Genomic DNA, 18041 nt, shown 5'->3' with positions numbered 1-18041 from the left:
CTCGACTCGTATTTACCAAGGTAACGTCATCGTCGTTTGTATTCGTTGCTCATAGCGTATATCCGCTAAAGTTGCGACTGCCCGTCGCACAAAAATGTGCGAAGCAACATGCCCCGCACCTTATATATTACTTGCAGCTTTCATAGCTGCCCGGACGCTTTCCACACTCGTCTCTTACTCCCCTTTCACCTTTTATTATTGGTCAGATCGTGTAGAATCGCTCCTTTCAACAATGCCTATCAGAAGAACATTGGCATATCCGAGGTTTTCCTTGCTCATAGCCCATCTCCTTTGCTGCGCAGCACCTGAATTATTTGCTTCAAAAAGCCCGGCAGCGGAAGCCCTAATCTTCCGTAATTTTCAGTAATTGAAATAAACTCATTTGCCAAATAGAAATAGGTTGCTCCTGTCATCATTAGACTTGTATTCAGTAGTAAGTCCATGCGGTGAGCCAGCATGATGACAAGCAGCATCATCCCTTTGCGGGTAAGACCCCAGAAGCCAACTTGGCTGTTCAAACCCCGCTGCTCCTTCATGGAGGCGGCAATGCCTGTAACATAATCGACGGAGATTGCCATCAGAAAAAAGCCAAACAATTCAGTCACCCCGCCGAAGGCATAGGTCACACACGCCCCAAGTCCTGCTAAAATCGAGCTGAACAAAATTTGGTTCATCGGTTTCGCTCCTTTCAAGTGTGATGGAAGGGATGTCATCAAATGAATCTTGACTGCGGCACACCGGTCATAAGTGGCATTGAAACTTGCGGAGCCGCTGCGGCCCCCGTTAACGTCACGGTCATCACTCCCGTGGACAGGTCGCCTGAGCGCGTCGCAGCTTGCGCATCGAGCACCGTCAACCATTTGCCGCCCATACCTCCCAGCGGCAATTTCGCCTGCTCAGCGAATCCCAGCATCAGCAGTTGCGCTGCCAGCTGGTATTCGCTGGCCGACCTGGCGGCAATTTGTCCGACGAACTGCTTGGACAGCTGAGGAGTGCCTCTTGACACTGCTGCGCTATGCCAGCCTGTGCACTGCCACGAGACCGCCGGGCGGCAGTTCCGTTAAATCCGCGATAGACGCGCCACTGCCCCCCAAGTGCAGATTGTGTGTATTGCGAAATGGCTTCCAGCCACGATTCGACGACAGGCTTCACCTGCTTAAGCAGAAGGACGGCTCTCATGGAACATCTGCCTTCTGCATCCAAGGGCTGTACAGCAGGCAATGCAGTAATATGCACCGTGTAAAGCCCGCCGTCCATGTCAATTACGCCCCCCTCTGGCTCTAGGAGTCTGGCAATGATGCGCCAAATTCTCTCTTGTGCCCCTTCGGGACTCGCACTCCTGGCCAGCAAACTCAGCTTGCGCCAGCTGCCCGGTGCGTCGAGCCTGGATTCAGCGCCGCCTCCGACGTGACAAATTGTAACAGCCTCATTCATGCTCGGCGATTCGCTATCCACGAATAGATCGGTGCCGAGAGCCCCCTCTCCTTTCCCTTGCAAATACAACGCCAATTGCTTGGCCATGTTACTCATTCGCTTCTCTCGCTCCTTTCTAAAGTTGTCGAGCTAAAATGTTTTGAAATTCAAAACATTTTTTCTTTTGAATATCAACTCCTTCTTCTGATCGCTCCTGGCTTGCCTTGCTAAAGAGGCCAAAAGAGCTTAATTGTTAACTGCTTGAAAGCAGCTACCTTATTCAGCAGGATCTCCTCCTTCGCGTCTACACAACGATCATACCACGTTCTTTTTAAGATGAACTGTCAACTCCCGGCCATCTTATAAGAGCTATTCAGAGGTTCGGATCACTTCTGCCCGCAGCATGTAAGCCAGCTTCTCCATCGCGCGTGCTTTCACCCTTCGATATGTCCGCTCGCTCAAATTAAGCTCAAAGTAAAGCAAATAATCCAGCGTTTTCTCCTTCTGCAAATAACGTTTCCGTATAATTTCCCGCTCCTGCTCGTCCAGCCGTGACAGTGCCTGGTCAACCTCGGCACTTAAGAAAGCAGCCTGCTCCTCCGAAGTAGAAGCGACTTTATATGCAGCGGATTCCTCCGCCACTTTGTACGCATGCGGCCTGCTGTTCTCTCTCCGCACAGCTCCAAGCGTTTGATACAAGCGAACTGTTTCGAGCAGACTCTCCACCTTTTTCCGGGTAGCCCGCTTATCCATCTGCTCGCCCTCTATATGTAACATTTGTTCCAGCATCCTTATCATCTCCCAAAATTTGTTGTTTTGAACTTCTAAACAAATCATACCTTATGCTTGTTTATAATTTCAACACAAAAGTTTTGAGTAACAAAAATTCCTCTTGTTTTTTGTACCTTTAACCATTTACAATAAGTAACAGGTGATGAATCGATGAAAGATATGGTCCAGTTCGGCCTTCGAATCCGGCAGCTGCGTAAACAGAACCATTTTACCCTTAGAGAGCTTGGAGAACGGTCCGGTGTTAGTTATTCGTTTATTAACTCCATAGAAAATAACCGCTTCAGTCCATCGAGGGAAACGGTAATCGCGCTGGCCGATGCGTTGAATCGCGCAGACAAGGACGAGCTCTTGCTGCTCGCTGGCTTTGCGCCGACGGAAGAAGATTCGCTGGATATCTCCGCCGAACCGGGGATTGGTGACATCGATGATCCTGAGGTTAGCTTATTTTTTAAGGACTTCCAAAGTGCGCCCAAGGAACGACGGGATGAAATGCTCCGCTTCTGGCACTTTATCAAGGAGCAGCAGATCAACCGTATGCCGGATAGCGAGCAATAATACGTTGTACATAAAGCCAAGCCCATTGGGCTTTTCTTTTTACTTAATAAGCGAACGTACATTCCTATATTATAAAAATTGAGGTGTTTCCCCTGTTTACTCACTATCAAACCACCCCTCTGGAACAGTGGGTCGAAGCTTTATATGAGCAGTATGAAATCACAACGCCGGCTCAGCTTAGCGTGACCCATTTGGCGGCAAAACTGCGCATATGGGTGTATACTATGGATATGAACAGTATGGCCGTCGAAAATAACGGGCAGTTCAGCATCAACGTTGACCGCAGGCTCTCCCCTAAGGAGCAATGGGAAGATTTCTTGCATGAGCTGTGCCACGTTCTCCGGCACTCCGGCAACCAGATGGCCATGCCTGACCGTTATGTGAATTGGCAGGAGCAGGACGCATCCGCCTTCCAACTCTACGCGGCGATCCCTCTCGCCATGCTGAAGAAGCTGACGCTGCCCGAGCACAAAAATGAAATGATCGCTTACCTTTCCGAAGAATTTCAAGTCACTTTCCGTCTTGCGAAAGCGCGAATCGACCAAATTCAAAGGCGCGTCTTGCAGGGGATTCTGGATTATGAGTATCAACAATATACGCAAAGTCAGGCGAGTAAATACGATCCGTCTAACTGGTCCGACGCAACTCGCCTCATTATGGACAAACTGGGGCAATTGAAGTCAAAAGGGGTGCTGGCAGATGGCAAAACTAACCGTATTCTATGATTATCATGAAGAGGGAATCGTGCCGGTCCTCTTATCATTACGGTTTAGGCCGGAGGAGCTCGATTTCAGCCGAAGCTCACTGTACATTCCGCTGGGAGCGCCTTTTCAGCAGCTGGTCATGGAGGACATCGGCGATCTCGACGCCGGTATTTCCGTGTTCATGGAGGACCTCATCGTCCATCCTGAACGCCCACATACTATCGGCATCTCCCTCGCTCGGCTTAGTCAGCGGCATGCAGCGCACCTAGAAGAGCTCGCCGATATCCAACAGCTATGGCTGCGGATGAATGATATCGAAGAGGTGCTGCAGATGGATACCAGGTCTTTGTATCGTTGGAAGTAAAGCTGTGAGTGGAGCGCATAACAGCGAGTGTGGCTCTAAGCGACGGATGTGGTGAGAGTTAGGTGGAGGGTGTAGTGCTATGGGCCTCTCACGCCGCAAACTTCCTCTGTTTGCGGCTTATCTCCTTCGAGACGGCCTTTTCGGTCGTCTCACGACACATCTGCTCCGTTTCCGCTCCTGAGACGGCCTTTTTGGACGTCTCGCAACGCTCTCTCGCGGCGAGAAATTCCGCTTCACAAAAAAATCCCACACACTCGTGAACCAAGTTCACAAAGTGTATGGGATTTTTGCGCCTTTCCGCGGGTTCCATGAGTTACCGCTGGATTCGCGGTTCACCGCGTTTTTTCACGATTTTCCGTGGACCTTCACGTGTTATCGCCTGTTTCCGCGGTTTTTCGAGCCTTATTACTCACTAATATAAGAACAAATATAATCGCTGACGGTTTTCACATCAAGCTTGAATTTCGCATTCGCTGGCACGGTGAATTCACCTTGTCCATTGATGCTGATCCATTCGCTGCTGCCTGGAAGGAGTACTTTCAGCTCACCAGCTTGGATTTCCATGATTTCTTTGACATCTGTTCCGAATTCATATTCACCCGGAAGCAGAATGCCCAGTGTTTTTTTCGTGCCGTCGGCGAATTGTACCGTGCGGCTAGTTACTTTACCATCAAAATAAACGTTAGCTTTCGTTAATACTGTTACATTTTCAAAGCTGGACATGATGAATAATTCCCCCTCTAAAATGGCTATAAATAAAGACCAAGCCCACGCAAGGTGGGCTGTGGCATTGTAAACTAACGCGCAATTGTGCGTACGCACGCGGTGCGATGGTATTTCTCTCGCTTTTGCTTTTGCCCTTGCTCCTGCTTTTGCTCTGCTTCTAAGCCAGCAAAGCTTTCACTCGAGCCACAACGTTCTCTGGCGAGAAGCCGTACTCTTTCAGAACTAGATCGCCAGGCGCAGAAGCACCGAACGTGGAAATGCCCAGGATGGAACCTTGGTCACCAACATAACGCTCCCAACCAAGTGGGTAAGCCATCTCGACAGCAAGACGTTTTTTGACGTCTGGAAGAATGACGGAATCTTTGTATTCTTTGGACTGTTTCTCGAACAGTTCCAAACTTGGCAAGCTGACAACGCGAACGCTGATACCTTCAGCTTGAAGCAGTTTTTGCGCCGCGACAGCCAATTGCACTTCAGATCCTGTTGCAAGAATTTGAGCATCCGGCTTACCGTTCGCAGCGTCGGATACCACGTATCCGCCTTTGCTCAGGTTCGCTTTCGCGCCTTCAACTGTTCCTTCGAGGATCGGCAGGTTTTGACGCGTCAAGACAAGGGCAACCGGACCCGTTGCTTGGGAAACGGCATAGCGCCATGCTTCGGAAGTTTCGTTTCCGTCAGCCGGACGAATAACCGTGATGCCCGGAATTACGCGAAGCGCCGGAAGCTGTTCAACCGGCTCATGCGTCGGTCCATCTTCACCAACCGCGATACTGTCATGCGTCAGCACGTAGATAACCGGAAGCTGCATAAGAGCTGCCAGACGGATGGATGCACGCAGGTAGTCGGAGAACACGAAGAACGTTGCACCGTATACTTTTACGCCGCCATGCAAGGCCATACCGTTCATCGCTGTACCCATACCGAACTCACGAACGCCAAACCATACATTGCGGCCAGCATAGTTGCTAGCGCTGTAGTTAGCTTCGCCTTTGATCATTGTATTGTTAGAGCTCGCCAGATCCGCAGAACCACCGATCAGTTGCGGAAGCAAAGGTGCAATCGCATTGATCGCATTACCGGAAGCTACACGAGTCGCCATCGGCTTGTCTGATGTGCTGTAAACCGGAAGGTTTGCATCCCAGCCTGCTGGAAGTTCATTGTTGACAGCCGCGCTGAACTGGTTACCCAACTCAGGATAAGCTTTGATGTATTCATTCAAAAGTTTGCTCCAAGCTTGTTCAGCTGCAGCGCCTTCTTTGCCAATCTCCGCATAGTGGGCACGAACTTCATCAGGAACCAAGAAGTCCGGCTCTTCCGGCCAGCCATACGCTTGCTTCGTCAATTTCACTTCGTCGCCGCCGAGCGGGGAACCGTGAGGTCCAACGTGACCGCCTTTACCGCCTTTGTTCGGGCTTCCGAAACCGATCGTCGTTTTCACTTCGATCAAAGTAGGACGAGTCGTGTCAGCTTTTGCTTCAGCGATAGCTTTGGAGATCGCAACAAGATCATTCTGCTCTTCTACACGCAGCACTTGCCAGCCGTAAGCTTCGAAACGTGCATGAACATTTTCGGAGAATGCCATATTCAGCTCGCCATCCAGCGAGATATCATTTGAATCGTAAAGCATGATCAATTTGCCTAGTTTCAGGTGGGCAGCCAAGGATACCGCTTCAGAAGAAACGCCTTCCATCATGTCGCCATCGCCGCAAATCGCATATGTATAATGGTCGATCACTGGGAAGTTCTCTTTATTGTAAGTCTCTCTCAGATGCGCTTCGGCCATAGCCATACCAACCGCCATACCGATCCCTTGTCCAAGCGGACCCGTCGTTGCATCAACACCTGCTGTGTGACCGTATTCCGGATGTCCTGGCGTTTTGCTTCCCCATTGGCGGAAGTTTTTGATCTCTTCCATCGGCAGATCATATCCGCACAGGTGAAGAAGGCTGTATAGGAGCATGGAACCATGACCCGCGGAAAGCACAAAGCGGTCACGATTGACCCATTTCGGATTAGCCGGGTTGTGCTTCATATGCTGTTTCCACAGCACGTATGCCATAGGGGCAGCGCCCATAACCATACCTGGGTGACCGGATTTGGCTTTCTCAACGGCGTCGATACCCAAAGTACGAATCGTGTCGACTGCTAATTGCTCAATTGTTTTGTTTGTTGCTGTCATTTCGAAAATTCCCTCCTATATGTCTATACTTACGTAAGTCTTTAACTTGTACATACAAGTGACTTTTCTCGCTTGCATTATTGTACCATTTGCTCTGAGGCTTTGCCACAATAAACCGCTAAAACACATCGGATATGTTTTTCTCTGCCAAAAAAAGACTGCATCCTTATCGGATACAGCCTAGCTTTCCCATCAATTGAAAACGACAGTCTTATTGTTGTGAACAATGATACGATCTTCCACATGCCAAGCAACAGCTCTGGCGAGAACAATCCGTTCAATATGACGCCCGATTCTTTTCAAATCTTCTACATTATCACGGTGGCTAACCCGTTGAACGTCCTGCTCAATAATCGGTCCGCCATCTAGTTCATCCGTCACATAGTGCGCCGTTGCGCCAATAATTTTCACGCCGCGGTTATGCGCTTGGGCATAGGGCTTACCGCCTACGAAGGCAGGCAAAAATGAATGATGGATATTAATGATGCGATTCGCGTAATGCTTGATGAAAGACGGCGAAACGATCTGCATATAGCGTGCCAAAACAATCGCATCCACCTTGTTTCCTACCACTTCTAGCTGGCGGCGCTCAGCCTCAGCCTTCGTATCTGCCGTAACCGGGATATGGTAATACGGAATACCGAAAGGCTCCACCAACGATTGCATGTCGGGATGATTGGAGATAACCATCGCAATATCGGCATTCAAATCGCCCGCCCGCCAGTGCCAGAGAAGCTCAAGCAAAGCATGATCTTCCTTCGATACGAAGATCGCGATGCGCTTCTTCTGACTAGCCAGGGACAGACTCCAATCCATGGAGAACTTTCCTGCAACGGCGGAGAAAGCATCTTTTAATTGCTCGACACGGGACTCCAGTTGGTCCAAGTCGAACTCGATCCGGATGAAAAACATGCCGCCCTCCGGATCCATGGTGTATTGATCGGATTGCACGATATTCGCGCCGTATTCAAACAAAAATTGCGAAACTGCCGCCACGATGCCCGGCTGATCCGGACAGGAGATCAACATTCTTGCTCTATTCGCCCACTCGCTCTCCCTGCGAGACAAGCCATTTGTACTTCCGCGTTCCATGTGAATCCCCCTATATTGCTTTTTCAAGGATAAACGACTTCGTCGTCCTTTTATCTATATTAAGCCTTCTTAAGTATATCCTGACCAGCAAGCCAAACGATTAGTCGTTGGTTCAACTGCTCCTCGCTAAGGTCGGACAACAGTCTTTCCTCATGCAAAATATCATACAAGCGCTCTAATGGCTCGCGGCCGTCCGCTTTTTTGGCTTTCGCATCATTTTTCAAAATGTCCCAAGTTTTCAGAACATAATCGCGGAAATGAATATCCTTTTTGCCAAACAAATGATCGATCCGCTCAACGTGATCCAAGAACTCATCGCCGAAACGACCTTTAAGATTACCGGATAAAAGGGCAATCTCCGCTTCGTACATCGGACGCTGCGTCTTGTCCTCTTTACCGATCCATGGCGTCTCTAGAATCATTGGCAAATGCTGCAGTTTCTCATGGTTAGCAACATTATTCATCGCCTCGAAACCAATCCAGCCAGAGCCTAGCGGCGCATGGCGGTCTTTGGCGGCTCCGCGGGGATTTTTACTATCGTTTAAGTGAACGACGCCCAGCTTTTCTAAACCAACCACTTTGTCAAAATGATGCAGCACACCATCCAGGTCGTTCACGATATCATAACCGGCATCATGAATATGGCAGGTGTCCATACAAACCGTAAGTTTGTTGTTGAACTCAACGCGCTCCATAATTTCCGCGATTTCCTCAAAGCTGCGGCCGATTTCGGTCCCTTTGCCAGCCATCGTTTCCAGCGCGATATTCACATCTGTGTCTTTCACGCCAGCCAATACTTCATTCAACCCTTCGGCGATTCGGGCAATTCCGTACTCTGCGTCCTTATCCGTATAAGCCCCTGGATGAAGCACGATATTGCGTACCCCGATGTACGCGGTCCGGCGAATTTCTTCTTGAAGGAAGCGAACCGCTAATTCAAAAGTATCCTCTTTATAGGAGCCTAAGTTAATGATGTAGGGAGCGTGCACAACGATCTCGTTGATTGCATGCTTGTCCATCAAAGCTTTGCCCTCTTCGATATATTGATCTTCAATCGGTTTGCGGCGCGTATTTTGCGGTGCGCCCGTGTATATCATAAACGTAGAAGAACCGTATGAAACTGCTTCTTCAGCTGCATTTAACAAGCCTTTATCTGAGAACGAAACGTGTGAGCCAATTTTGGGCATGATCCATTGCTCCTTTATTGAATATCTGTCTGCTACCTTCCTATTTTACTCGGATTGTCGCAAGAAATCTAGAAATAAGGTATAATTCTTATCATATATAACGGTTTGGCAGTGAGGTGACAAATAAATGGTTAACAATTTTTTCATGTGGTTCATTATTTTCTGGGTATTTGTCCTGCTTTTCTTCATGTCAGTTGGCGGTTTCTTCATGTTTCGGAAGTTTTTGAAGGTGCTTCCCAAAGAAGACGGGAAGTCCAAGCTCGATTGGCAAAATCATTATGTCGACAATTCCCGCCATCTATGGACAGAAGACTCCAAAGCGTTTCTCGATCAGTTGGTCTCTCCAGTGCCGAGCGCTTTTAGAGATATTGCCAAGCATTCCATCGCCGCTCGAATCGGACAGGTTGCTTTGGAGGCTAATGCGAATGAAGTGACGAGAGAGCATTGCATCGAGGGGTACATACTTGCGACGCCGCGGCGCGATTACAGGAGTTTGACCAGCTTTCTTGAGAAAGAGCAGATTGACTACAGCGCTTATAAGCATTTACTGAATTAATCAAAAAAGCCACTCTTTCTTATTTAAAAGAAAAGAGTGGCTTATTTGTTATTACAACTAAAATTACCGTATCCCCAATAGGTCCTATCAAACGTTAGCAAGCTGATCCCGCCTTATCCATTCAAATCCAAGTCTCAGATGTCATTTCTTCATATCTATGTATGCACATACTGCGTAATGATTCGCATTTCAGGCAATGAGCCAATGGAATTGTTGTGTGGTAAAAACCCGTTTTAAATATTTTTTTTGCATAACACTTGGCCATCGTTGAATTGCATTCTATACAGTACACCGTATCTAAATTACCCATTATTTTCTCCCCTTACTATCTAAATGTCGCATATTGTTACAATATGTATATATAAATCATTATAAGATACATTTCGTAACTAAACAAGGGGTTTATTTATTTCAACACATGTAGTCAACAACAACATCATCAAAAATTCGGTCTGGATCGTAGCTTTTTGTTAACTTAACGAATTCCTTATTTTGTAACGTTGCAAGTTGATTTATTTCATATAGGATTTCGGATTCTTCATAGTCATTAGGTTGAATAGCCGCTTTATATACATAGGAATCCTTTTTTTCATTCACAAGTTCTATGTGACCTACACTATGAAACATGCGATTCGAAACCATAAACCCAAAACCGTAAATAACTTCATGATCAGTAGGCAAATTTAATGGACTTTCGAAAGTAAATTGAGCCTTCTCGAGTTCCAAAATGTCAATCATTGCATATTTCGTATGGATCGGTTTTTTGTTAATTTGAACAATCGTTAGCTTGCCTTGAAGAGGTGAAACCAGTGATAACTTACTTCTTTTCGTCATTGTCATAAGTATTTCACACCACCTTAATACATTTTGTATCTAGTCAAATGATTCTCTGCTTTGATATAATGGTTTTCTGGTATATTTCGTTAAACACAGTGGATATAATGGTAGAAAAATAAACAGTGAGGAATGATCAAGCTGAAGTATGGAGACCGTATTGCCCTCTTACGTGAAAAAAGAGGACTGACCCAAGAGGAATTATCCATTAAAATTGGAATATCTAGGGCATCCCTTTCTCACTATGAAACAAGCCGCCGTGAACCTGATTATGAAACCATCAATAAAATAGCAACCTTTTTTAATGTATCTATTGACTATTTGCTTGGACGAACCAACCTTCAGCAAACTGTTCTTGATAACGATGTACGGGACTTCGTAGAAAATCTCGATTTAACCGACGAGAATATTTTACAAAAGTTTTCGTTGACCGTTGATGGCAGAAGACTTTCGCCAGATGAAGCAAAACGATTCATTGCTTTTGTAAGGGCTGAGCGTTCATTGGAGTAGTATGTAAAGGAAGTTTTACATCTTGAGTCTGAAATTTCTGTTTGTCGATGCCTAGATACTGAAGAATCTGAAGACTATCGATGGAAATCTTCAGTTCTTGATTCATATGTAGACCTACTCCCAACGCTCAGCTTTTCTCAAAAGCAATGAAATCCTTTTTACACGGAATATGATACGTTACGTATCTAATTTGAGACAAAGTTATGATGATCAGCTACTTCTACTTATTTACACCTATATACTTTAAAGTCACTGATGGGGCAGATTGATTAAACAAGTCTCTAAGAACAGAGACGTTTTTGGTTTTTAGGTAGTAATGATAGCCATATGTTTTACGAAGCGTATGAGTTCCGATATCTGTTAAACCGACCTGCTTGGCTGCCTGATTTAAAATCCTGTATACTCGAATTCTTTTGATTGGATTACCTGTTCGTTGGGACGGAAATAAGTAATTATCTTCGTCCATATACTGGATATATTCCTTAATATAAGCCTTAAGCTGCGAAGACAGCTGAAATGTCTTTACTTTCCCCGTCTTTTCCTCCCGTACACTTACGACATTTCGATCCATCACGTCCCTTACTTTCAAACACAACAGATCGCTAAGATGAAGTCCGGAATTAATCCCGATTGTGAAAAGAAGCCAGTCTCGGATCGATTGCTCTTTCAAGACTTCTTGTAATTGTTCAATTTTCTCTTGATCTCTTATAGGTTGCACAACTTGCATGAATAGCACCTCACATAACCTTCATCAAATTTCATTGTATGTTACAACTTATTTTTTTTTGCTATAGCATGTAATCGCACCAGGTAATCTATCAATCCTCCTAATTGTAGTATGTTACATATTGTATCACAAATTTGATAAATGATCTATATCGTATAGTTCTTAATGAAGAACGTTTTGATACATTAACAATTTATTAAGATAGGTCATGTACATTGTTAAAAATCGCAAGGTACTAGGGCATACAACAATGACAACGATTGGGACACGGAATGATGTGATTGTGTTAGGCTAACAATGTTTTTTGTGGACTTATAGCAATTTCGTTTCAAGGACAAACACAGTAATTTCAGGTCGACAATTAAACCGTATTGGAAACAATGTTGTTCCTATCCCGCGGTTCGTGTAAACGTGAAACTCACTATTCTCGAAGGCATAAAGCCCCATAGAGTACTTTTGTCCTAGGTCAGGTGTAAAGAGACTGCCATAGAAGGGAACTCGAATTTGTCCGCCATGGCTGTGACCAGAGAGCTGCAGATCGATTGGATGGACCAATGACGTGTCAGCGAAGTCCGGTTCATGCGCAAGCAGCAGTACAAACTCGTCTTTCTTAGTACCCCGAAGTGCGAGAGGCAGATCCGGTTTACCATGGAACATTTCATCTATCCCAACAACTCTTATACGCCCATTGCCTCGTTCAATAGTTCTGTTTGCGTTGACTAAAACAGTAAAGCCGGATCGTTCAAGCACATCCTTTACTCGATCGGGATCCAGACGCATATCATGATTACCAAGTACGGCAAACTTCCCCATACCTGCTTGAAGCCGCGATAGAACAGGGATCACATCATCACTGACAACACCGTATTCGGAATCAAATAAATCACCTGTAAAACAGATGATGTCGGGCTCATGCTGCTGTACCAGAGCAACCACTCGGTCCAATCGTTTCATGCTATAATACTTGCCGATATGTGTGTCGCTGAACTGAACAATTCGTACTCCAGCAAATGCTACCGGATATCGGCGGTATGCAAGTCGAACCGTTTGCGACTGAATCCAATAACGCTCTCCGAAAATGCCATACACGCCACTAATTCCCAACAAAATTCCTATAGAACCGACAGCGGACAAACTATACTTGAGAAACGTTCTGCGATTGATACGTCTATTGTTCACTGTCTGTTCCCCACCCTCTTCAGGCGTTTATGGGTCTAATTACTCTGGTGCTCGCGCATTATTTGTCGAAGGAGAGTCGCAAAAGCACTGATACACTTTGTATAATTTTAATGTGATCGGGATTGATTTCGCAGAAAAAACGTGCGATAATAAATCACAAGAGATACGATTTGTATCACAAAGGATGTTTTGGAGGGGTCGCTTGTGAACATGATAAATCAGATGGATTTCGAAGAGTTTGATACGGAGTGGATCGATCTTATTATGAGTGCGCGTAAGATGGGTCTTACGATGGATGATATTCGCGCATTCCTAAAAAACCCTTTCCAAACTACTCAAAAGTCACTTAATTCAAATGAAAATGATCCACATATGTCCCCATAGATTCAGAAAGTAATTCTAATTATTCATCGCTTGGTCTTTTCATTCTCCATTTGTTAAAATCCAGAAACTCCCGAAACTGCTGCTTGTCAACCCCAGACGTCATGGCTTCTTTAATAATATCATACCATTCCTGATCAAGTTCAAGACTGTTCTCAGTTGTCTGTTCCTGCTCGTCAATTAACCTTTCGACAGGTACCTTTAGCACAGCTGCAATTTTCTCAAGAAACTGGATCGAAGGATTCTTCTGGATGTCCCGCTCCAGGCTGCTTATATACGACTTGGCAACCCCTGCACGCTCAGCCAGCTCTGTCAATGACAGACCTTTCTCTTTCCTCAATTGTTGGACGCGTTTTCCAATCATTCTGTAATCTTCCCTTGTTTTAAAGTTATAGTTGCTCCTCTAATTATATCAGAATTTCCTGCAAAGAACAATTTTTGTATTTTATTAAGAACAAAAAAAGCCCCCTACGGGGCTTTTTTGCTTTTATCCATCATAATCTAGTTGGCCACACCATAACTCTAAGAAATATATATCATTCATATTTTACTTAACTTTGTCATTATGCCATTTCATAAATTCAATTAAAATTTTAAATTCATGAATTCGTTCCTTATCTATCCCTGACTGCTTCAAATCAACAATAAAATCCATCCACTCTTGATCAATCTGATAGCTGGTTTCTACATCTACGGCAATTTTTAGTAATAACTTGAGATCTACCTTAAGTACCTCAGCAATCTTTTCCATGACATGAATAGAAGGGTTTTGCTTGAGATTTCTTTCAATATTGCTTAAATAGGATTTGGAAATACCTGTCCGTTCGGAGAGCTCGGACAACGTATACCCCCTTTGTTTACGGATACTTGAAATATTTTGACCAATCATGGGTTATCCTCACTCCACAGTGACACTTTTGGAAAGAATCCTTTGCTTCTTAACTTGTCAACTCCTCGAGCTATCAAAAAGAAATTGTGTAATTCAGTCGGGCACTGCCACACGTTCTCTCCTATCATCTCCTTCCTATTAATCATCATCTTTGCTGCAAATTCATGCATCCAATCACCACCCTTATTCTTAATTAAGAACGATTCCATAATAGCACGTTATTAATTGAATACATTTGGCAATTCACTCATAAGTTTTACAAAAGGGAGGGATTATGTCATGTATTCACTTTCGACAAGTGTATGGAAAATGGCTCAGCGTACTTACCATAAGGTTATGCATGCATACAATTCTATACTTTATAGGGACTGCCTTGACTTGGAGCTAAAAGAAGTTTTGTTTGAAAAGGTTCAGCACCATAAACAGAAGATGGTTGAAAGCGCTTAAACTCCTTGGGAATCAGATACTAAAGGATTTTGCCTTCAACGACTTTTTAATACACCCAATAACCCTGGATTGCTCGTCCTCCGTTAAGCTAGATCCGGACGGCAAGCAAAGTCCCGTTTTAAACAATTGCTCGGATACACTCTCATTTTCATTATGCGCATAATATCTACCCCCTTCAAATAGAGGCTGCAAGTGTAGCGGTTTCCAAACGGGACGGGCTTCGATATTTTCTTCTGCCAGGACATCTAATAACGCCTCGACGGATATCCCTGCCTCTTTTTCCTCTAGCGTAAGAACAGTAAGCCATCTATTTGATCGGGTATTTGCTAGTTCCGGCATAAATCGGATTCCCGGCAGATCAGCTAATTCTTGATAATACCGCTCAAAGACCGCTCTTCTAGCAAGTATTCTCTCCTCCAAAACTTCTAGCTGAGCTCTGCCAATCCCCGCCAATACATTACTCATTCGATAATTATAACCCATCTGGCTATGTTGATAGTGTGCAGCATAGTCACGCGCTTGAGTTGCTAGGAAACGTGCTCGATTTAACGCCTCAACATCGTTGGAAACCAGCATCCCCCCGCCTGAAGTCGAAAGAATTTTATTTCCATTGAAGGAGTAAATGCCGAACTTTCCGAATGAACCGCTGGCTCTCCCTTTGTAGGTGGACCCCAATGATTCCGCAGCGTCCTCAATGACCGGAATATGAAAGGTATGGCATATCTCCAGGATTTCGTCCATCTTCGCGCTTTGACCATATAAATTAACCACGATGACCGCTTTCGGCAATTTCCCTTCTTTAACGGCATCGAACAGAGCATATTCTAAAGCTTGAGGGGACATGTTCCAAGAATCCGGTTCCGAATCAATAAAAACCGGTGTAGCTCCCAAATAAACAATCGGATTGGCACTCGCGACAAAAGTGAGACTTGAACAAAAGACCGTATCCCCTGCCTTTACATCAAGCAATCGCAACGCCAAATGAATTGCAGCCGTCCCCGAACTGACTGCCGCTGCATCGTTTACCCCAACGTGGGAGGCAAGCTCCTTCTCAAATGCATCGACATGCGGACCTAGCGGCGCGATCCAATTTGTATCAAATGCGTTTTGGATATAGGTAAGCTCATTCCCGCTCATGTGCGGAGGGGAAAGATATATTCTTTTATTATTCGAAAACACTTGGTTGGCCACATCCTTTTTATGGGGTTTTTGGGGATAAAAAAAAGCGCTGGGCGCTGTTAGGCAAACATGTGCTTTAGCATAGGTAAATCTGGTAGTTTCCTCAAATTATCGATTTTAAAATGGGCCCTATACTCCTGCTCAGCAGTAATTCCAGAGTAAATTCCATCATTTCGCTCTATTTGGATTGTTGTCCACCCAAGCTTCTTGGCTGTAACAAAATCCTTATTTATATTATCTCCGATGTAAACGCACTGATCATGCGGAAGCTGTAATTCCTGACATGCATACTCGTATGGAACATGACTAGGTTTCCAATGCTCTCTCCCTAATCTGTCCGTTAGAATTATTGTCTGTAATTTCTCTTGTAGCTTTAGTGCATTAACTTTCTTTTCTTGAGCAACTAAATATCCATCTGAAATTAATCCAACTTTGACCGTATCCCTTAAGTTCTCAAAAATCCACTTCGCGTCCTCTAACAATTGAATATCAGGTTCGTGGGATCGATAACTTTCCACCATACTCTTAATCATTGAATCATTATAAATAATATTCAATTTATCAAGCGTTTTATTGAAAAGTAATTTTCTTTCTCCAGTGAGAAATAAATCTAATGCTGTTTCATAAAACCCCTTGATCTTGAACTCTTTGATAACCCATTGATCCAATGCTTTAAATCCGCTTTTCACATAATCTTTCTCTTCATATAAGGTATCATCCATGTCGAAAACCAAAGCATTAATGGTCATGTTGAATACTCTCCGTAAAGACTGCCTCATCATATCGAAGCATGGTTAGATTTTCACGCCAATTGTAATCTTCTTCCGTGAAAGTTTCACCGCTGCACATTTGAAGAACCCAAAGTGGAAAATTTGCCCCCGCTTCAATGGAAAGAGGAATTCCCCCACCAAAACGCGGATTAATTTCAATGAAAGTTATTTCTCCATTTTCTTTTTTAAAACACTGTAAGGTAATACAGCCAACTGGTCCCGGTAAAGACTTCACCACTTGTTTTACGGCGGAGATAATGTCGTTATCCTTCCTAGTAACCCCTTTGCTAACCTCTCCCGCCCTAGTTTCTAACCGCAATCTTGGAACAACCGTTCTTATATTTCCATTAAAATCAACCATTACATCAACCGTATACTCTGTTCCCGTAACATACTCCTGAACCATGGCGTTGGGAATGTAGTCTTTAAAAAAGAGCAGCTCTTTCTCATTGTTGATTTTGGTAACCCCTACACTAGAACTTCCGTCGAGAGGCTTGATCAATAGCGGAAATTGGTAATGTTTATTATTAATTTCATCATCACTAAATACTTTTGGGGTTGGGGTATTACTATCTTGAAAAAACTGATATGTTTGGGTTTTATCGCATGCGATATCGTTTAATTCCTTACTAGAAACTAATAATTTCACACCAGCTTCTTCAAATACACGTCGATTTTCCGATAAAACAATCAATTCCGTATCGATCAATGGAATGATGATGTCTATCTCTTCCTTTTGACATATTCTTAGTAATTCCGTTATGTAATTGGGATCATTTACTCGCGGTACTATAAAATGCTGATCGCTAAAAAACGCGGTAGGCGCTGTCTTTTTGAGATCCGCAGTCATAATTCTTCCTTTTAGGTTATGTTGAACGAACACTTTCCTAAATTGCTGCAATAATGACAACCTTCTGCCTGAACTAGTAAACAAAATATTCATCTTACCGTTCAACATTTTTCATACTCCCCTCAAATATAGGCATCGTTGCATGATTAGCACTCTGGATCCCTTCGGACTTAAGCACTTTTACAAAAGTTAAAGCTAAAATCTTCAAATCAAGAAAGAAACTTTGATTTTCAACATACCAAACATCGAGATTGAATCTTTCTTCCCAAGAGATCGCATTTCTGCCATTTACCTGAGCCCATCCCGTTATTCCCGGCTTCACATTATGGCGTTTGGCTTGCTCTTCCGTGTATAAAGGCAAATAATCGTTCAATAATGGCCTGGGGCCAACTAAACTCAAATCACCCTTAATTACATTTACCAATTGCAACAATTCATCTAGACTATATTTCCGTAGAAATTGTCCAAACGACGTTAACCTTATTGAATCGGATAACAACTTGCCTTCGTTGTCCTTTGCATCCGTCATCGTACGAAATTTGTAAAGATAGAAAGGTTTTCCTTTTAACCCGGGTCGCTGCTGTTTAAATACAACAGGAGACCCTAACTTTTTTTTGACTAGCAGAGCAACAACTATGATTAGTGGAATAAAAAGTAATAAGAGCGATATGGAAACTAGCAAATCGAATAGCCGCTTCATGAGCGAT

23 protein-coding genes are annotated in these 18041 nt (G+C 44.3%); 6 read left to right on the top strand and 17 right to left on the bottom strand.

What is annotated here, in order from left to right:
* Positions 1-275 precede the first annotated feature (275 nt).
* The 4 genes from J2Z65_RS30910 to J2Z65_RS30895 all read right to left on the bottom strand — a co-directional run bounded on the left by J2Z65_RS30910 (position 276) and on the right by J2Z65_RS30895 (position 2202).
* Positions 276-674: a phage holin family protein gene (locus J2Z65_RS30910; protein ID WP_167052103.1), complete on the bottom strand. Its 399-nt coding sequence runs from the start codon at positions 672-674 to the stop codon at positions 276-278.
* A gap of 38 nt (positions 675-712) precedes the next feature.
* Positions 713-913 (bottom strand): hypothetical protein, encoded by a 201-nt coding sequence (locus J2Z65_RS30905; protein WP_167052101.1) that lies wholly within the window; start codon positions 911-913, stop codon positions 713-715.
* Entirely contained in the window at positions 913-1530 is a 618-nt protein-coding gene (locus J2Z65_RS30900) for a minor capsid protein (RefSeq protein ID WP_167052099.1), read from the bottom strand. Before J2Z65_RS30900 ends, J2Z65_RS30905 begins: the two co-directional genes overlap by 1 nt.
* Before the next feature lie 252 nt (positions 1531-1782).
* Complete coding sequence (locus tag J2Z65_RS30895) at positions 1783-2202, bottom strand: ArpU family phage packaging/lysis transcriptional regulator (protein WP_167052097.1); 420 nt, start codon at positions 2200-2202, stop codon at positions 1783-1785.
* A 153-nt stretch (positions 2203-2355) separates the two neighbouring features.
* Here J2Z65_RS30895 and J2Z65_RS30890 point away from each other — a divergent pair, with 153 nt between their 5' ends.
* From J2Z65_RS30890 to J2Z65_RS30880, 3 genes are all read left to right on the top strand, one after another.
* Complete coding sequence (locus J2Z65_RS30890; protein ID WP_167052095.1) at positions 2356-2760, top strand: helix-turn-helix domain-containing protein; 405 nt, start codon at positions 2356-2358, stop codon at positions 2758-2760.
* 83 nt (positions 2761-2843) lie between these two features.
* Positions 2844-3485, top strand: coding sequence for an ImmA/IrrE family metallo-endopeptidase (locus J2Z65_RS30885; protein ID WP_167052093.1), 642 nt, complete (start codon positions 2844-2846; stop codon positions 3483-3485).
* On the top strand, positions 3460-3828 hold the full coding sequence (locus J2Z65_RS30880) for a hypothetical protein (protein ID WP_167052091.1): 369 nt from the start codon (positions 3460-3462) through the stop codon (positions 3826-3828). The genes J2Z65_RS30885 and J2Z65_RS30880 overlap by 26 nt, the downstream gene beginning before the upstream one ends.
* Before the next feature lie 405 nt (positions 3829-4233).
* Here the strand turns inward: J2Z65_RS30880 and ppnP are convergent, their stop codons facing one another.
* The 4 genes from ppnP to J2Z65_RS30860 form a co-directional block, all read right to left on the bottom strand.
* On the bottom strand, positions 4234-4551 hold the full coding sequence (gene ppnP, locus J2Z65_RS30875) for a pyrimidine/purine nucleoside phosphorylase (RefSeq protein WP_167052090.1): 318 nt from the start codon (positions 4549-4551) through the stop codon (positions 4234-4236).
* Positions 4552-4711: 160 nt separating this feature from the next.
* On the bottom strand, positions 4712-6733 hold the full coding sequence (gene tkt / locus J2Z65_RS30870) for a transketolase (protein ID WP_167052088.1): 2022 nt from the start codon (positions 6731-6733) through the stop codon (positions 4712-4714).
* 192 nt (positions 6734-6925) lie between these two features.
* Complete coding sequence (gene purU / locus J2Z65_RS30865) at positions 6926-7825, bottom strand: formyltetrahydrofolate deformylase (RefSeq protein WP_167052085.1); 900 nt, start codon at positions 7823-7825, stop codon at positions 6926-6928.
* Between the two features lie 59 nt (positions 7826-7884).
* Positions 7885-9012: a deoxyribonuclease IV gene (locus J2Z65_RS30860; RefSeq protein ID WP_167052083.1), complete on the bottom strand. Its 1128-nt coding sequence runs from the start codon at positions 9010-9012 to the stop codon at positions 7885-7887.
* 127 nt (positions 9013-9139) lie between these two features.
* On the opposite strand from J2Z65_RS30860, the gene J2Z65_RS30855 reads away from it, so the two are divergent.
* Positions 9140-9568 (top strand): DUF2621 domain-containing protein, encoded by a 429-nt coding sequence (locus J2Z65_RS30855; RefSeq protein ID WP_167052081.1) that lies wholly within the window; start codon positions 9140-9142, stop codon positions 9566-9568.
* Between the two features lie 411 nt (positions 9569-9979).
* Here J2Z65_RS30855 and J2Z65_RS30850 read toward each other — a convergent pair whose 3' ends face one another.
* Positions 9980-10408: a hypothetical protein gene (locus tag J2Z65_RS30850; protein WP_167052079.1), complete on the bottom strand. Its 429-nt coding sequence runs from the start codon at positions 10406-10408 to the stop codon at positions 9980-9982.
* Positions 10409-10543: 135 nt separating this feature from the next.
* On the opposite strand from J2Z65_RS30850, the gene J2Z65_RS30845 reads away from it, so the two are divergent.
* On the top strand, positions 10544-10912 hold the full coding sequence (locus J2Z65_RS30845) for a helix-turn-helix domain-containing protein (protein WP_193580746.1): 369 nt from the start codon (positions 10544-10546) through the stop codon (positions 10910-10912).
* Positions 10913-11132: 220 nt separating this feature from the next.
* On the opposite strand, the gene J2Z65_RS30840 is transcribed toward J2Z65_RS30845, so the two are convergent.
* Both J2Z65_RS30840 and J2Z65_RS30835 read right to left on the bottom strand, forming a co-directional pair.
* The gene (locus J2Z65_RS30840) at positions 11133-11639 is read right to left on the bottom strand and encodes a tyrosine-type recombinase/integrase (protein ID WP_167052075.1); all 507 of its coding nucleotides are present in this window, start codon (positions 11637-11639) and stop codon (positions 11133-11135) included.
* Positions 11640-11951: 312 nt separating this feature from the next.
* On the bottom strand, positions 11952-12818 hold the full coding sequence (locus J2Z65_RS30835; RefSeq protein WP_167052073.1) for a metallophosphoesterase: 867 nt from the start codon (positions 12816-12818) through the stop codon (positions 11952-11954).
* A 210-nt stretch (positions 12819-13028) separates the two neighbouring features.
* Here J2Z65_RS30835 and J2Z65_RS30830 point away from each other — a divergent pair, with 210 nt between their 5' ends.
* A complete protein-coding gene (locus tag J2Z65_RS30830; RefSeq protein WP_240159447.1) occupies positions 13029-13202 on the top strand; it encodes an anti-repressor SinI family protein in 174 nt (57 codons plus the stop codon).
* A gap of 19 nt (positions 13203-13221) precedes the next feature.
* Here the strand turns inward: J2Z65_RS30830 and J2Z65_RS30825 are convergent, their stop codons facing one another.
* From J2Z65_RS30825 to J2Z65_RS30800, 6 genes are all read right to left on the bottom strand, one after another.
* Complete coding sequence (locus J2Z65_RS30825; RefSeq protein ID WP_167052071.1) at positions 13222-13563, bottom strand: helix-turn-helix domain-containing protein; 342 nt, start codon at positions 13561-13563, stop codon at positions 13222-13224.
* Between the two features lie 183 nt (positions 13564-13746).
* Complete coding sequence (locus tag J2Z65_RS30820; protein WP_167052069.1) at positions 13747-14088, bottom strand: helix-turn-helix domain-containing protein; 342 nt, start codon at positions 14086-14088, stop codon at positions 13747-13749.
* Between the two features lie 459 nt (positions 14089-14547).
* Positions 14548-15672 carry a DegT/DnrJ/EryC1/StrS family aminotransferase gene (locus J2Z65_RS30815; protein ID WP_167052143.1) on the bottom strand — a complete coding sequence of 375 codons (1125 nt, stop codon included), beginning with the start codon at positions 15670-15672 and terminating at the stop codon, positions 14548-14550.
* 101 nt (positions 15673-15773) lie between these two features.
* Entirely contained in the window at positions 15774-16463 is a 690-nt protein-coding gene (locus J2Z65_RS30810; RefSeq protein ID WP_167052067.1) for an HAD family hydrolase, read from the bottom strand.
* Positions 16453-17442: an ATP-grasp domain-containing protein gene (locus tag J2Z65_RS30805; protein ID WP_167052065.1), complete on the bottom strand. Its 990-nt coding sequence runs from the start codon at positions 17440-17442 to the stop codon at positions 16453-16455. Before J2Z65_RS30805 ends, J2Z65_RS30810 begins: the two co-directional genes overlap by 11 nt.
* Positions 17429-18034, bottom strand: coding sequence for a sugar transferase (locus J2Z65_RS30800; protein ID WP_167052063.1), 606 nt, complete (start codon positions 18032-18034; stop codon positions 17429-17431). Before J2Z65_RS30800 ends, J2Z65_RS30805 begins: the two co-directional genes overlap by 14 nt.
* Between the last annotated feature and the right edge of the window lie 7 nt (positions 18035-18041).

It is taken from the genome of Paenibacillus aceris, assembly GCF_017874035.1.
In the GTDB taxonomy this organism is placed as follows: domain Bacteria; phylum Bacillota; class Bacilli; order Paenibacillales; family NBRC-103111; genus Paenibacillus_E; species Paenibacillus_E aceris.
The sequence above is the reverse complement of the archived record's forward strand: the minus strand, read 5'-3'. Positions and strand labels throughout refer to the sequence as shown.

Excerpts from the sequence above, each read along its gene's own strand:
- J2Z65_RS30910 (WP_167052103.1), bottom strand. The coding sequence starts at position 674 with ATGAACCAAATTTTGTTCAGCTCGATTTTAGCAGGACTTGGGGCGTGT.
- J2Z65_RS30905 (WP_167052101.1), bottom strand. The coding sequence starts at position 913 with ATGCTGGGATTCGCTGAGCAGGCGAAATTGCCGCTGGGAGGTATGGGC.
- J2Z65_RS30900 (WP_167052099.1), bottom strand. The coding sequence starts at position 1,530 with ATGAGTAACATGGCCAAGCAATTGGCGTTGTATTTGCAAGGGAAAGGA.
- J2Z65_RS30895 (WP_167052097.1), bottom strand. The coding sequence starts at position 2,202 with ATGCTGGAACAAATGTTACATATAGAGGGCGAGCAGATGGATAAGCGG.
- J2Z65_RS30890 (WP_167052095.1), top strand. The coding sequence starts at position 2,356 with ATGAAAGATATGGTCCAGTTCGGCCTTCGAATCCGGCAGCTGCGTAAA.
- J2Z65_RS30880 (WP_167052091.1), top strand. The coding sequence starts at position 3,460 with ATGGCAAAACTAACCGTATTCTATGATTATCATGAAGAGGGAATCGTG.
- ppnP (WP_167052090.1), bottom strand. The coding sequence starts at position 4,551 with ATGTCCAGCTTTGAAAATGTAACAGTATTAACGAAAGCTAACGTTTAT.
- tkt (WP_167052088.1), bottom strand. The coding sequence starts at position 6,733 with ATGACAGCAACAAACAAAACAATTGAGCAATTAGCAGTCGACACGATT.
- purU (WP_167052085.1), bottom strand. The coding sequence starts at position 7,825 with ATGGAACGCGGAAGTACAAATGGCTTGTCTCGCAGGGAGAGCGAGTGG.
- J2Z65_RS30860 (WP_167052083.1), bottom strand. The coding sequence starts at position 9,012 with ATGCCCAAAATTGGCTCACACGTTTCGTTCTCAGATAAAGGCTTGTTA.
- J2Z65_RS30855 (WP_167052081.1), top strand. The coding sequence starts at position 9,140 with ATGGTTAACAATTTTTTCATGTGGTTCATTATTTTCTGGGTATTTGTC.
- J2Z65_RS30850 (WP_167052079.1), bottom strand. The coding sequence starts at position 10,408 with ATGACAATGACGAAAAGAAGTAAGTTATCACTGGTTTCACCTCTTCAA.
- J2Z65_RS30840 (WP_167052075.1), bottom strand. The coding sequence starts at position 11,639 with ATGCAAGTTGTGCAACCTATAAGAGATCAAGAGAAAATTGAACAATTA.
- J2Z65_RS30830 (WP_240159447.1), top strand. The coding sequence starts at position 13,029 with ATGATAAATCAGATGGATTTCGAAGAGTTTGATACGGAGTGGATCGAT.
- J2Z65_RS30825 (WP_167052071.1), bottom strand. The coding sequence starts at position 13,563 with ATGATTGGAAAACGCGTCCAACAATTGAGGAAAGAGAAAGGTCTGTCA.
- J2Z65_RS30820 (WP_167052069.1), bottom strand. The coding sequence starts at position 14,088 with ATGATTGGTCAAAATATTTCAAGTATCCGTAAACAAAGGGGGTATACG.
- J2Z65_RS30815 (WP_167052143.1), bottom strand. The coding sequence starts at position 15,672 with ATGAGCGGGAATGAGCTTACCTATATCCAAAACGCATTTGATACAAAT.
- J2Z65_RS30810 (WP_167052067.1), bottom strand. The coding sequence starts at position 16,463 with ATGACCATTAATGCTTTGGTTTTCGACATGGATGATACCTTATATGAA.
- J2Z65_RS30805 (WP_167052065.1), bottom strand. The coding sequence starts at position 17,442 with ATGTTGAACGGTAAGATGAATATTTTGTTTACTAGTTCAGGCAGAAGG.
- J2Z65_RS30800 (WP_167052063.1), bottom strand. The coding sequence starts at position 18,034 with ATGAAGCGGCTATTCGATTTGCTAGTTTCCATATCGCTCTTATTACTT.